The following is a 15,311-nucleotide window of genomic DNA, read 5'->3' as shown; positions in this document are numbered from 1 at the left end:
TGGGAGGTTTTATGAAAATTTTAGTTGTAGGTTCAGGTGGCAGAGAGTTCGCGCTTGGACGTAAAATAAAATCTTTTGATGAAAGTAGGAAAATTTTCTTCGCTCCAGGAAATGCTGGAACTGAAGATATCGGAGAAAACGTAGGTATTCAAGCAGATGATTTGCAAGGTCTGCTTGAATTTGCAAAGAAAAATGAAATAGACTTCACAGTTGTTGGCCCTGAAAATCCATTGTGCGACGGAATTTCAGATTTGTTCGAAAAAAATGGTCTTAAAATATTTGGACCTGTAAAAAAAGCCGCTGAATTTGAAAACTCAAAATCATTTACGAAGAAATTCTTGGAAAAATACGACATCAAAACTGCGAAGTATTTGGAGAGCAAAGATTTTGATGAGTCTTATGATTTTGCAAATAAATTGTTGGAAGAAAATGGCAAAGTTGTCGTTAAAAGAGATGGCCTTGCAGCTGGAAAAGGCGTCTACATTGTAGATAATTCTGATGATTTGAAGAAAATCTTAAAAGATGTACTAGAAAAAGACAACATGGTTGTCATCGAACAATTCCTCGACGGATTTGAGATGAGTTTGTTGTGCTTTACAGATTCAAAGACAATTCTTCCGCTTCCAACTGCGAAGGATCATAAGAAAATTTTCGAAAGAGAAACGGGTGCAAACACTGGCGGCATGGGAACTTATGCTCCAAATGTCGAAGCAGAAGTGTTCGTAGATAAAATCAAAAAAAGCGTTTTAGACAAAATTCTCACAGGATTAAAAGAAGAAAACATTGATTTCAGAGGATTGTTGTTCATTGGATTTATGATTACTGATGATGGAATTTACGTTTTGGAATTCAACGCGAGATTTGGAGATCCCGAAACTCAAGTTGTGCTTGAACTTATCGACAACGATTTGTTAGATATAATGATGAAAACAAGTGAAGGAAAGCTATCCGATGTCGATTTGAAAATAAATGACAACAAGGCGCTTTGCGTTGTTCTAAGTGCTGGTGGATATCCAGAAAGTTACGACAAGGGCGATGAGATTACAATTTCTGATATGGACAGTGTTGTTTTCCATGCAGGAACGAAAAGAGTCGACGGCAAAATCGTTACAAACGGTGGCCGTGTTCTAAATATTGTAAATTCTAAAAAGAATTTCGATGATGTTATTAAGGCTTGTTATGAAGATATAGAAAAGGTGGATTTTAAAAACATGTATCACAGAACTGATATTGGTCCTAGAGTAAAAAGAGTTTATGTCAGAAAAAAAGACGAATACGATTATGAATCTAACGAAAAGAAAAAGCAAATTGAAAACTTACTTGGAATTGATTTGGATAAATTCGTAATTTACAAGAGATACGATTTGGAAATTAGTGACGATAATTTGAAAAGAATTGTCGACACAGTTCTTAGCGAAAAATCTGTAGATGATGTGTTCTACGGAGAAGATGCGTTGAAATTACAAGCTGATATGAAAAACGCAATCGCTGTGGAATATTTGCCAGGTCAATTTGACCAAAGAAAACAAGGCGTACTTGACACATTGAGTTTGATTTTGGATGAAGATGTGGATTGTAAGACATCGACAGTTTACGAAATCGAAGGCGCCAGCAAACAAGATTTGGAAAAAATTGAAAAATATTTGGTAAATCCTGTTGACAGCCACAAGGTTAGTTTGCTTGGTATTCCAACAACTTTGAAACAAGAAAATCCTAAGAATTTGGAAAACGAAACATACAATGGTTTCAGAGATATGAAAGATGATGAGCTTCAAAAATTCGTCGACGATCACTCATTGGCGATGAATGACGAAGATTTGAAGTGCATTAGAGATTATTTCAAATCAGAAGATCGTGATCCAAACGAAACAGAAATCAAGATTTTGGATACTTACTGGTCAGACCACTGTAGACACACAACTTTCAACACTTTCTTGGACATTGAATTCGATGCAAAGACAAAACTTGACGAAGCAATTCACAATAGTTTTGAAGAATATTTGAAAGTTAGAGAAGAATTAAAAATAGAAAAACCAATCAATCTTATGAGTTTCGGAACGATTTTGTCCAAATATATGAGAAGCAAAAACGAATTTGACGATTTGGAAATTTCATCTGAAATCAACGCTTGTTCTGTAAAAATCAAAGTTCGCGTGGAAGTTGATGGAGTTGATGAAACTAGAGATTATTTGTTGATGTTCAAAAACGAAACACACAATCACCCAACAGAAATCGAACCATTCGGTGGCGCAAGTACTTGCTTGGGTGGAGCAATCAGAGATCCACTAAGTGGTAGAGCGTTTGTCTACCAAGCTATGAGAATTACAGGAGCGGGCAATCCTCTTACTTCATTGGAAGACACGATGGATGGAAAGCTTCCACAAATAAAAATCACACAAGAAGCTGCGAAGGGATATTCTTCTTACGGAAACCAAATTGGTTTGGCAACTGGATTTGTAGATGAGATTTATCATGACGGATATGTTGCTAAAAGATTGGAATGTGGAGCTGTTATGGCTGCAGCACCAATTGAAAATGTCAAGAGAATTGAACCTGAAAAAGGAGACATCGTAATCTTACTTGGCGGAAGAACTGGACGTGACGGAATTGGTGGAGCGACAGGTTCTTCAAAGAGTCACAAAGTTACAAGTATCAAAACAGAATCTGCACAGGTTCAAAAAGGTAACGCACCTGAAGAAAGAAAAATCCAAAGACTTTTCAGAATTCCTGAACTTGCAAGTTTGATCAAGAAATGTAACGACTTCGGAGCAGGTGGAGTGAGCGTTGCGATTGGTGAGCTTCACGATGGTGTAGATATTTATTTGGACAGAGTTCCATTGAAATACAAAGGCCTTAAACCATTTGAGATCGCAATCAGTGAATCACAAGAAAGAATGGCATGTGTTATAGCTAAGAAAGATTTGGAAGAATTTGTGAAATATGCTGACGCAGAGAACATCGAAACAACTGTTGTTGCAGACATCACAGACACTAACAGAATGAGAATGTTCTACGATGAAGATTTGATTGCAGACATCAGCTACGATTTCATAAACACAAATGGTTCAGACAGAAACGCTGAAGTTGAAGTTGTATCAGAAGATGTTCCAGAAATTTTGACTGAAAAATGTTCTGATGCCGACAAATTCTACGAAAAAATAAAACAACTCAACATAACATCCAAGAGAGATTTGATAGAAATGTTCGACTCCACAATCGGAAGAAACACTGTTATCAATCCAATGGGTGGTAAATTACAATTGAATCCATCACAAGCGATGGTTGCAAAGATTCCAACAATGGATGGAGTTATGAAAACTGTATCTATGATGAGTTACGGATTTGACGCTGATTTGTCGGAACAATCTCAATACTTGGGAGGATACTACGCAGTTGTAGAATCAATCAGTAAACTAATCGCATTGGGTTCTGACAAAAACTTAATCAGATTGACATTCCAAGAATATTACGAAAAAATGCTAGACAAAAAAATCTGGTCCAAACCATTGAAGGCATTACTTGGTGCATTCACTGTTTCCAAACATTTCAAAGCAATGCCAATCGGTGGAAAAGACAGTATGAGTGGAAACTTCGAGGATATCAAGGTTCCACCAACTATGATTTCATTTGCAGTGACACACGAAGATGTGGACAACATAATTACGAATGATTTGAAAGGTAAAGGCAAAATCGGTCTTGTGAGAACACCTTACGAAGAAGACGGAACATTGAATCTTGAAAAATTAGAAGAAAATTTCGATTTTATCACAAAACAAATCAGAAACAAAAATATTATTTCCGCGATTGCATTGGATAAGAAAGGATTGTTGGCAAATATTTTTGAACAATCTGTAGGAAACGCTGGTTTTAATATCAAATTTGATAATTTGTACAATCCAATGTACGGAAGTTTCGTAGTTGAATACATTGATGAAGACGAAAATATCGAACACATCGGTGATTTTGCAGATGAAATTATCGTAAATGATGTTAAATTAGATTCAGAAAAATTACTAGAAGGCTACACTACAGTTTTAAATAAAGTATTCACACCAAAAGAAAAGATCGAGTACAAACCAATAGAAAACAAAAAAATCGAACAACGTAGAATGAAATCCAAGAAACCAACTGACACACCTCACGTTGTAATCTTGGCAGCTCCTGGAACAAACTGTGAATGGGATACATTGAATGCATTCAAAGAAAATGGAGCAGATGGAGAAATTGTTCTATTCAAAAACAGAAACCAAGAAGATATATTGAATTCTATTGATGTTTTGGCTGAAAAAATTAGAAAAGCGCAAATATTTGCCATTCCTGGAGGTTTTTCACTAGGAGATGAGCCAGACGGATCAGCTAAGTTCTTGGCAAATATTCTAAGAAATGAGAAAATAAGTAGTGCGATAGATTATTTGTTGAATGAAAATGACGGATTGGTAATTGGAATTTGCAATGGATTCCAAGCTTTGGTGAAGACTGGACTTCTTCCTTATGGAAAAGTTACATCACCACAAGAAGATGATCCAAACTTGACATTCAACACAAACAGAAGACACATTGCGACATTTGTAGATACATTGTGCTTGACTAATAACAGCCCTTGGACAAATGGAATTGACTTGAACAAGACATACAGAATGCCGATTTCACACGGTGAAGGAAGATTTGTAATCAAAGAAGACAAACTCCAAGAACTTTTGGATAATGAACAAGTTTTCTCTGCTTACAAAATCTCTCCAAACGGATCAGACTACAATATCGAAGGAATTTTATCCAGAGATGGTAAGATTTTGGGAAGAATGTGTCACACTGAAAGAATCGCAGATGATTTGTACAAAAATATTTACGACATCGACAAGCAAAATATTTTTAGAAATGCAGTAGAATACTTCAAGGAGAAATAATGAACAACGATATTTACCAAAGTCCATTAAACACGAGATACGCAAGCCACGAAATGAGCCACAATTTCAGCTCTCAAGTTAAGTTTGAAACTTTCAGAAGATTGTGGTTGGCATTGGCGAAATCTGAAAAAGAATTGGGACTTAATATTACAGACGAACAAATAGAAGAATTGCAAACGCACATTTCAGACATCGACTTTGATAAGGCTGCTGAATACGAAAAAGTTCTTCGTCATGATGTAATGGCTCACGTGAAAACATACGGAGAAGTGTGTCCAAACGCAGCTGGAATTATCCACTTGGGAGCGACAAGCTGCTATGTAACAGACAATACTGACATTATAGTGATGAGAAATGCTCTTGAAATCGTAGAGAAAAAATTAGCGATTTTGATTAAACACTTGTCTGATTTTGCGATTAAATACAAAGATTTGCCAACACTTGGCTACACTCACTACCAACCAGCACAATTAGTGACTGTTGGAAAGCGTGCTACTTTGTGGATTCAAGATTTCCTTATGGATTTGGAAGAAGTTATTTACAGAAAAGAAAATTTAAAATTGAGAGGAGTAAAGGGAACTACTGGAACTCAAGCATCATTTTTAAAACTTTTCGACAATGACCACGACAAAGTAAAAGAATTGGAAAAGAAAATCGTAAAGGAAATGGGATTTGACAGCGCAGTTAGCGTGAGTGGACAAACATACACAAGAAAAATCGACTACCACGTGCTTCAAGTTCTATCATCAATCGCACAATCAGCTCACAAAATGACAAACGACATCAGACTTTTGCAAAACAGAAAAGAATTGGAAGAACCATTTGAAAAAACACAAATCGGTTCATCAGCAATGGCTTACAAGAGAAATCCAATGAGATGCGAAAGAATCTCATCGCTTTCAAAATACGTGATGAGTCTGGTTCAAAACCCACAATTTGTAGCAAGTACTCAATGGCTTGAAAGAACGTTGGATGATTCGGCAAACAAGAGAATGAGCGTTCCAGAAAGCTTCATGGCTGTGGATAGTATTTTGGAAATAGCAATCAACGTTACAGACGGACTTGTTGTTTACGAAAACCAAATCAAAGCACACGTTAATGAAGAATTACCATTTATGGCGACTGAAAACATATTGATGGAAGCTGTAAAACGTGGCGGCGACAGACAAGAACTTCACGAAAAAATCAGAGAATATTCAATGGTTGCAGGTAGAAGAGTAAAAGAAGAAGGACTAGACAACAATTTATTAGAATTATTGGAAAAAGACGAAGCTTTTAATCTTGACAAAGACGATTTGAATTCACTTTTAGATGGCAAACTTTATATTGGAAGATGCCCAGAACAAGTGGTTGAATTTATCGAAGAAGATGTCAAACCAGTTATTTCAAAATACGACACAGAATACTCTGTTGATTTGAAAGTTTAAAAATATTAGAAATGCACATGGCTTAGTAGGCTGTGTGCATTTTTTTAGTTGATTATATTAAATTTATACGATACAATGAATTCAAATATAATTAGTAGGTGAAATATGGAAAAATTTAAGAAAATATTTTTGATAGTTCTTCTAGTTGCGTTAACTGTGGGACTGATGGTGTTTGTTCCTTATGATTCAATCAGAAACTTGGTACAAAAATCTGGCCCATGGGGAGCAGTTGTGTATATTTTATTGTTCACAATACTTCCAATTGGTTTTTTCCCAGTTCCAGCATTAGCGTTAATCGGTGGAGTTAGCTTCGGACTTGTTAAAGGAAGTATTTACACAGTTATAGGAGCATCGATGAACTGCTTGCTTATGTTTGAACTTTCTAGAAAAATCGGACACGATTATGTTGTTAAGATGATTAATGAAAAATTCTCCGAAAAAAATAGGGACAGAATACTAAATGCACCAGATTCAAAACTGTTCACTCTTTTGTTCATTTGCAGATTGATTCCGATTATTCCATACAATCTTATAAATTACGGGTTTGGATTGACGAACATAAGCCTATCCAAATATATGTTTGCATCAGTTCTTGGAATAATTCCTGGGACGCTTGTGTATTTGAATTTGGGGGATAAAGTGCTAAATGTTGGATCCAAGGAATTCTACCAAGCGATTATTTTGGTAGTAGGACTTACAGTGGTGAGCCTAATATTTGCGAAAATAATCGACAAAAAAGACAAGGAAAAACAAAAAGATTTGAAGTAATTTGATGATGAGTGAGTAGTAGCTAAATCTCCTAAAAAAGTAAAGTGAGTAAGTCCTAAAATATATCAAAGTATAACTCACTTCGTCTCGCTTACAAAAATTTGAAAATTCTAATCTCGAAATTCTAAAATTCAAAACTCGCTTGCGCTCAAACAGTTGAATTTTTACGAATTTCTCGATTGAATTTTATAAAATTTTCTCCAGAGGACTCGTTCATTATACTTTGATATAAAAACAAACACACAAAAAACCGCAATGCTTACAGTATGAGCTATTGCGGTTATTTTTATGAATTAAAAATTCTCTTCTAAGTATTTTTTTGTGAATTTTACGAAATCTATAACTGGCTCTGAGAGTAAAGAGTTGGAACGATATACCAGATAGAAGTGACGTACCGATTCGAAATCGTCGATTTTGAAAGAAATCAATTGATTATTTGCAACTTCTTCTTCTACTGAAAGTTTACTCATAATCGATATTCCCATTCCACTTCGAATGCATTGCTTCAAAGTTTCTGTGCTATTTGCTGTTCCAATCAAATTAAGCGAATTCTTGCTGATTCCTAAAGCGTCTATCATTTTCATAGATTCCTTTAATGTTCCAGAACCTTGTTCACGAAAAATTATTGGTTCCTTTAAAATAGAACTTATCTTGACATTGTTTTTCTTCAATGCATTATAATAATCGTTATATGGTGTGACTACTACTAGCTTATCGCTTAGGACTTTTTCAAAGGTAAGTTCTTTATCCATTGTAGTCATGCCTACAATTCCAATATTGATTGAACCATTTATAACTCCGTCAATCGTAGTTAAACTATCTGATTGAATTATATTAACCAAAGTTTTGATGTGAGATTTGTGATATTTTGTTAAAAGAGAAGGCAGAATATATGTTGCAGGAACAGAACTTGCACCGATGTTAAAAGTAGTTAGACTTTTTTTTGAAAAAGAATCCTGCATGCTTTCCATAATCCTTGAAATAGCCTTAGCGTAGTTGTAGAATTCTCTTCCTTCAGGAGTAAGCTCTAACTTTTTAGTTGTTCTTTTTAATAATTCTGCATTAAGTTCATTTTCAATTTGTTTGATATGAGTGCTTATCGTGGGCTGTGTAAGATAAAGTCTTTTAGCAGCCTCAGAAAAACTATCCCATTCCACAACAGTTATGAACGTTTCTAATTGTTTTAAATCCATAATATCTCTCTCTTCGTGGTATTTAATATATATATTTTATCATATACCTTTTATTTTACAAAATACGCAAATACTTTATAGTAATATACCCAATTGTAAATAAATTTAACAAACGATTTACTATTTATAGGGAAAATCTATAAGTAATTCAAAATTACAAAATGTTAATAAATCAATATTTGTAAGATAATTTTTAGAATATAAATGATAAAAATTTGCAAAAAGTTAAAAATACGGCGTTATTTATAGAAAATTTCAATTAATGAATAAATGATATTTATGATAAAATAATTTGTATGTAAAAAGTAAATAATATTAGAAACATTAAATATTTAAGAGGGAAAATATGAAGAAAATTTTAAAAATTTTACAATTGGTAGCTGCAATTATTTTAGCATTAATACCAAAAGTCATCGCAAAACCATGCAAAGTAATGCCAGGCAAAATGCCAATGAAATGTTTCCACATGTCAAATGCGGTATTTGTAGTGGCAGTAAGTATCGTGATTTTATTAGTCATAGCATATATCATTAAAGACGAAAAAATCGAATGGGGAATTAATATCGCAGTTCCAGTTTTAGCTATTGATTCATTCTTATTAGCAAAATTTGTAATAGGTGGTTGTAAACACGCAGGTGCCGCTTGTCAAATGAAGACAATTCCAACAGTGTCAATCTGCTCGATAATCCTTGCAATAATTTCAATAGCTTATCTTGTGGTATTAAAGAAGAGTATCGATGAAAGATAAACTTTACCTTAAAAACTGGATGTCATCAAATCCTGTCAGAACTTTTATAATAGTTTTGATTATGGCGATAGTGTCTGCACTTTTGTTTGTAAGCATGTATTTTTCAATTGGACTTAACAATTCAATTGATAATATGAAACAAAGATTGGGCGCAGATATGATGATTGTTCCAGAAAAAAGCGGAAAAGAGCAAGAAACATTATTCGTATCTGGTAAGCCTTCTGAATTTTACATGCAAAATGATGTGCTTGATAAAGTACAAAAAGTCGAAGGAGTAAAACAAGCAGCTCCACAATTGTACATTGCGACTCTTCAAGAATCTTGTTGTTCATTCCCTGTCCAAGCTATAGGAATTGATTTTGAAAAGGACTTTACAATAAAACCTTGGATGAAACAAGATGTGAAGCAATTGGAAGACGGAGAAATTTTAATCGGAAATAATGTGAGTGTAGTTGATGCAGACACATTGACTTTTTTCGGCAAAAAATACAAAGTAAAATCAAAATTAATGAAAACTGGTCTTGGATTTGATAATGCAATATTCATGAATTTTGATACGGCGAAGAAAATGCTACAAGATTCTGTTAAAGTTCATCCACAAAAATACGTTCCAAATTCTGAAATATCTTCAATTTTAATAAAAAAACAAGATAATGCAGATAGTGAACAATTAACAGTTAATCTTATGAAATCACTTAGAGGGACACACACTATGGTTGTCATGAACAAAAACTTCGTAGACAATCTATCCAAAGAAATGCTTTCTCTTATGAAATATTTGAAAATACTACTAACATTTACATTGATAATGGCAATAATCGTATTAATTTCGATATTTACAGTTGATTTCAAAGACAAAGAAAAACAAATGGCAACACTTAGAATACTTGGTATAACAAAGAGTAAACTAAAATCCATTATCCTAAAATACTCAGTAGTACTATCATTTATTGGGGCAGTAATAGGAATTGGATTATCCATACTCACAGTGAAGCTATTCTCCGGTCAAATCGAGAAATCTTTGGACTTGGCATTTATGAGCGTTAATGCAAAAGAAATACTAATTATTTCGGCGATAACATTATTAGTTGTAGTAGTAATTGCCCTAATCACGCAAATATTCAACGTAATCAAAATATCCAAAGACGAATTAGCACTAACATTGAGAGGTAATTAAATGGAAATATTGAAAATACAAAATTTATCAAAAAGCTACCTTATCAATTCTGATAGAAAAAACGAAGTACTAAAAGATGTAAACCTAACTGTAAATGAAAATGACTATATCGCGATAGTTGGAGCAAGTGGTGCAGGAAAAAGTACACTTCTAAATGTGATTTTAGGTTTTTTAAATTACGATGGAGGAAGCTTACAAGTTTTCTCCAAAGAAGTAAAAGATTTTACAGATGAAGAAATATCTGATCTTCGCTCCAAGAAAATATCATTTGTACCACAAGATTTGATAGTATTTCCAGCACTAACAGTTAAGGAAAACTTGGAAATGAAAGCAGACATTTCAGGCGTGGATAATTTTGATTATGAGAAATTCATCAAAAAATACGACATGGAAGAACTTCTTCAACTAAACAGTGCGAAAAATTTGTCTGGCGGAGAAATTAAAAAATTAATGATTCTAAGGGCGTTAATTAATGAACCAGAGCTATTAATACTAGATGAACCAACAGCTAACTTGGATGAAGAATACGTCGACAAATTCTTAGACTTGCTCGATGAATTGAACAATAAAACAACACTGATATGTGTAACACATGATTCAAGACTCAAAAACAGAGCGAAAAAAGTGTACAAATTATCGGGGAAAAATTTATCCGAATAAAATATAACTGATCTTCAAAAGTCATAAGACTTAGAAGGTCAGTTTTTTTATTGCAATCATTGACAAGTTAATTTACTAAGAATAAAATCTAATTGAGAGAAAAAGGTGAAATAAATGAAAATATTGGAAGCTACACAAAAAGATTCACATGTTTTAGCACAAATGGCTACAAAAATATGTGATAACGAAATGTTGACGAATTAGAAGAATTTAAAGAAATTCTACAGTCAGATGAAGAATCAAACAGGATTATTTGTTTTAAGAAAAATTTATAAATTGGAGAAGACATGGAAATATTTAAAATACTTTTACCATTGATTATAGTAGTGATATTAGTCCTAATCGTCATCAAAAAATCGAAAAAACAATCAGATAAATCCGATGATAATTATATGTCACTTGGAATGGCGTTAGGAATGATGCTAGGCGCGGGTTTCGGAACTGCTTTAGGAAAAGACAACATCGCGACTTTTATATCGATCGGTATGCTTTTGGGTATGGTTATAGGAATGAGCATAACAAAAAAATAAATTTATACGTAGAAGACACCAGTAAGAAGGTGTCTTTTTTTGTGTACACAATAAATATGTGTAAAATATTTGTAAAAATATCAAAAATTAGTATAAATAGCTTATTTTTCACGAATAATCGGGTATAAATATAAATAAATACACGTGCAATTAAAGTGAGTGAAAGGAAAAGCAGTGAGGAAAAAATACAGGGATAAATTTACCAATCCCGAAATCGTAAAACGAATTAAACAAATAGAAAATTCTCCACAAATGCAATCAAAACTACATTCAGTAAAAAATGGAATGAAGAATAACATCATTAATCCATTTGTATTAGTTATAGGTGCCATATTCGGATTTATTGCATTAAGAGCGATGCTAGATATTTATTCGCTTCTTGTAATGGCTGCTATAGTGTATTTTTGGAACAAATATTCAAAACAACGAAGAAATGAACTTGCAAAATCCTATATTGATAATTTCCTATTACCAGTGTTGAATGAAATCTTGCCGGATACAGCAATTGATTATTCTAAGAAAATTGATGTGAAAGTAATGAAAAGGTTGGTTCCTGATTCTGAGTATTATTTTGGAAACTGCCACATAGTATTTGGTGATGATTACAAAACAGAATTTTCTAATATGCAAGCATACACAGAAACTGAAGATAGCGAAGGACACACACGACAAATTATCGATTTTTGTGGACAGATTTTAATGGCAAAATTTGACACTAAAATAAATGGACACATAAGAGTAGTTCCCATAAAAAAAGGTAAAGTACTTGGGTTTAGAAATCATGGAAACTACGGCAAGAAAACAAAAATAGAAAAAGGAATTGAGACGGAATCCATTGAATTTAACAATTCATACGCAATATATTCAACAGATGATTTCTACACAAGACTTATCTTAGATCCTAAAATTATAGAGTTATTGAACGATTGGAAAGAGAAAATGAGAGTGTGCTTATACATGAATGAACAATACATCTCCGTATCATTCGAATCGAATGTGTTTTTATTTGCATTACCACAAACGAAAAAACAAGTTGATGAATTGTCGCTTTCAACAGAATACGAAAAAGTTAGAGAAAAATTATCTGGATTTTACTCTCTAATAGATATAATAGGTGAAAAATTATAAGGAGAAATTATGGACAGATTTTTAAATTCGGAATTCACAGCAATTGGAATAATTGCATTAATCATTTTTATAGTATTAATTTGGTGGGTAAAAACATCGAATAGATTTAACCGATACAAAGTCGTAATAGACGAATCCAAGAAAAACGTGGACATTGCACTAGCCAAAAGATACGACACAATTTGTGAAATGATAAAAGTTGCCAAATCATACGCAAGACATGAAGCCTCAACTTTTTCGGATGTAATAAAACTTCGACAAAATGCAAATATCAAAGAATTCAACGCCACAATACAAAACCAAGACCGTGAAATCAGCAAAATATTTGCACTTGCAGAAGCCTACCCGGATCTTAAATCGTCACAAGAATTCATCAATCTACAAGATGAAATCAGCGACGAAAATGAACAATTAGCCGCTGCAAAAAGAATCGTAAACAACAATATCAGCATAATAAACCAAGAAATCGTGTCATTTCCAAAATCTGTTGTAGCAAAATCTAAAGGATTGAAAGAAATGGAATTTCTTAAAGAACAAAACATAGACAGCAAAAGATCGATAAATGAATTCGACTATGATGTAAAATAATTAGAATAAGTAAAAATAAAGGGGATAACTTCTGGGATTGTAATAATCTTGGAAGTTTTTTGTTGAAAACTGTAAAAAAAATAGAAAAAAAGATTTGAGGGAAAACATTGCAAAAAATATATATAAGGGATACAATATAGTTAACCAAAAGACTTTTGTAAATAGGAAATCACAAAAGTTAATAAAAATGGAGGGAAATTATGAAAAAATTTAGTAAGTTGATCAAAGTAATTCTTGCTTTTGCATTGATTATAGGAGCGTTTTCATTCAACTCATCATTTGCATCAGCGCAAGATGTTGAAATCAATGAAACAAACTTTCCTGATGTTAAGTTCAGGGAATATGTGAAAGAATTTGATGAAAATCGAGACGAAAAATTAAGCCAAGAAGAAATTAAATCGGTAACAAGGATTGATACAAGTGTGAATTCGCCAAAAAACTTTAAAGGTATTGAGTATTTTACTGAGATAAAATCATTTTATACATCTGATAATGCAGAAAATATTGATTTATCTAAAAATACAAAACTTGAGAAAATCTATTGTGTTTTGAATCAGAATTTAAATGAGTTGGATTTAAGTAAAAACACAGAGCTAAAAGAATTAGACTTATCAAACAATGCTCTTACAAAATTAGATTTAAGTAATAATAGTAAACTTGAAGAAGTTAATTTATGGCAAAATAAAATAAAGGAAATTAATCTAAACAATTGTGTGAACTTAAAAAAATTAAACTTAACTTATAATAAGTTAAAGGAATTAGATTTGTCAGATTGCGTAAATCTTAAGAATCTTGATTGTGAAAATAACAATCTAGAAACAATAGATATTAGTAAGAATAAACAATTACAAAGCATAAATGCTAGAAGTAATAAGTTGCAAGCGATAGATACTACTAAAAATAGAGAATTAAGTTCCTTCATAGTTGACTTGCAAACATTTGATTATTATACAGACATTGATCACAAGGTTATTTATTTAGAAAAACTTCCTGGTAATCCTAATCCAAAAAGAATAAAGGAACTAGAAAATGGTAAACTCGTAGGAAATAAAATAGTGTTGGATAAGGGTAAAGAATCTGTAAGATATTCTTACGAAAGCAGACCAGGGGAATTTCAACGTGAATTTGGTGATTTGGCAAGAGTAAGAATAAACGTAAAAACAGGATTTACAGAAGAGGAAGACCAACCATCTGAGAAACCGCAACCAAACGAAGAAAATAGAATTTCAGGTAGAAATAGAATATCTACAGCAATTGAAGTATCCAAAAAATACTATGAAAAAGCCAACACAGTAATAATTGCCAGAAGTGATGAATATCCTGACTCATTAACAGCATCACCATTAGCTAAAAAATTGAATGCGCCTATATTATTGACATCCAAAAATGAATTAGAAGAACCGGTAAAAGCAGAACTTAAAAGATTAAAAGCAACTAATATAATTATCGTAGGTGGAGTAAATTCTATATCAACTAACGTCGAAAAAGAATTAAGACAATATGATAAAGATATAGAAAGAATAGCTGGACACAGTAGATATGAAACATCAGCAGCGATAGCAGAAAGACTTTTAAAACTATCTAAAAAACAAACTGCGATAATAGCAAGTGGCGAAAACTTTGCGGATGCATTAACAGCAGGTGCCTATGCGGCAAAACAAGAGTATCCAATACTACTAGTACAAAAAACAACAGTTGATACACAAATTACAAAAGTTCTAAACAAATATATCAACAAAACAATAATAGCAGGAGGATTAAACTCCGTATCAGAAAAAGTAAAAAAAGATCTACCGAAAAACACAGAAAGAATTGCAGGAAGAAGTAGATACGATACAGCAGCACAAATTGCAAAAAGATTATTCAAGTCAGAAAAAGCATTTGTAGCAAGTGGAGAAGTATTTGCAGATGCGTTAGTAGTATCGCCAGTAGCAGGAAGACTTTCATCACCTATATTATTAGTAAATAGAAGCGAATCACCAAAAACGATTAGAGAGTATGTTAAAGAAACTATAACAGAAATTACTGTAATAGGTGGAAAGAAATTCGTTCCTAGCTCAATAGTAACAGACTTAGAAACAGCAATAAAATAATAACACACAAAATCAGAGCTGATTAAAAAGCTCTGATTTTTTAATGAGTAATTTAAAAAATTCTCCTTTGTCACAGATATTGTATCATATCCGTG

Annotated in this window: 11 protein-coding genes; 10 read left to right on the top strand and 1 reads right to left on the bottom strand. The window is 32.8% G+C overall.

The annotated features are described in order from the left end of the window. Window positions 1–11: 11 nt before the first annotated feature. The 3 genes from GKG00_RS06820 (at window position 12) to GKG00_RS06810 (ending at window position 7,099) form a co-directional block, all read left to right on the top strand. Window positions 12–4,904, top strand: coding sequence for a phosphoribosylformylglycinamidine synthase (locus GKG00_RS06820; RefSeq protein ID WP_154254855.1), 4,893 nt, complete (start codon window positions 12–14; stop codon window positions 4,902–4,904). After that, window positions 4,904–6,331: an adenylosuccinate lyase gene (gene purB, locus GKG00_RS06815; protein ID WP_154254854.1), complete on the top strand. Its 1,428-nt coding sequence runs from the start codon at window positions 4,904–4,906 to the stop codon at window positions 6,329–6,331. The genes GKG00_RS06820 and purB overlap by 1 nt, the downstream gene beginning before the upstream one ends. A 105-nt stretch (window positions 6,332–6,436) precedes the next feature. Continuing rightward, window positions 6,437–7,099 (top strand): TVP38/TMEM64 family protein, encoded by a 663-nt coding sequence (locus GKG00_RS06810; protein WP_094206203.1) that lies wholly within the window; start codon window positions 6,437–6,439, stop codon window positions 7,097–7,099. Window positions 7,100–7,392: 293 nt separating this feature from the next. Here the strand turns inward: GKG00_RS06810 and GKG00_RS06805 are convergent, their stop codons facing one another. Next, complete coding sequence (locus tag GKG00_RS06805) at window positions 7,393–8,292, bottom strand: selenium metabolism-associated LysR family transcriptional regulator (RefSeq protein ID WP_094204309.1); 900 nt, start codon at window positions 8,290–8,292, stop codon at window positions 7,393–7,395. 346 nt (window positions 8,293–8,638) lie between these two features. On the opposite strand from GKG00_RS06805, the gene GKG00_RS06800 reads away from it, so the two are divergent. The 7 genes from GKG00_RS06800 to GKG00_RS06770 all read left to right on the top strand — a co-directional run bounded on the left by GKG00_RS06800 (window position 8,639) and on the right by GKG00_RS06770 (window position 15,216). Beyond that, a complete protein-coding gene (locus GKG00_RS06800; protein ID WP_154254853.1) occupies window positions 8,639–9,040 on the top strand; it encodes a DUF4418 family protein in 402 nt (133 codons plus the stop codon). Beyond that, window positions 9,030–10,217, top strand: a complete 1,188-nt coding sequence (locus GKG00_RS06795) for an FtsX-like permease family protein (protein WP_154254852.1) — start codon at window positions 9,030–9,032, stop codon at window positions 10,215–10,217. The genes GKG00_RS06800 and GKG00_RS06795 overlap by 11 nt, the downstream gene beginning before the upstream one ends. Then, on the top strand, window positions 10,218–10,877 hold the full coding sequence (locus GKG00_RS06790; protein ID WP_154254851.1) for an ABC transporter ATP-binding protein: 660 nt from the start codon (window positions 10,218–10,220) through the stop codon (window positions 10,875–10,877). 287 nt (window positions 10,878–11,164) lie between these two features. Then, entirely contained in the window at window positions 11,165–11,407 is a 243-nt protein-coding gene (locus tag GKG00_RS06785; protein ID WP_154254850.1) for a DUF2700 domain-containing protein, read from the top strand. A 174-nt stretch (window positions 11,408–11,581) separates the two neighbouring features. Beyond that, a complete protein-coding gene (locus GKG00_RS09095; RefSeq protein ID WP_346962835.1) occupies window positions 11,582–12,535 on the top strand; it encodes a DUF3137 domain-containing protein in 954 nt (317 codons plus the stop codon). A 9-nt stretch (window positions 12,536–12,544) separates the two neighbouring features. After that, window positions 12,545–13,123, top strand: coding sequence for a LemA family protein (locus GKG00_RS06775; RefSeq protein ID WP_154254849.1), 579 nt, complete (start codon window positions 12,545–12,547; stop codon window positions 13,121–13,123). 200 nt (window positions 13,124–13,323) lie between these two features. After that, window positions 13,324–15,216, top strand: coding sequence for a cell wall-binding repeat-containing protein (locus GKG00_RS06770; RefSeq protein ID WP_154254848.1), 1,893 nt, complete (start codon window positions 13,324–13,326; stop codon window positions 15,214–15,216). Window positions 15,217–15,311: the final 95 nt, after the last annotated feature.

The sequence above is a fragment of the Finegoldia sp. BIOML-A1 genome (assembly GCF_009678325.1).
Lineage (GTDB): Bacteria > Bacillota > Clostridia > Tissierellales > Peptoniphilaceae > Finegoldia > Finegoldia magna.
The sequence above is the reverse complement of the archived record's forward strand: the minus strand, read 5'-3'. Positions and strand labels throughout refer to the sequence as shown.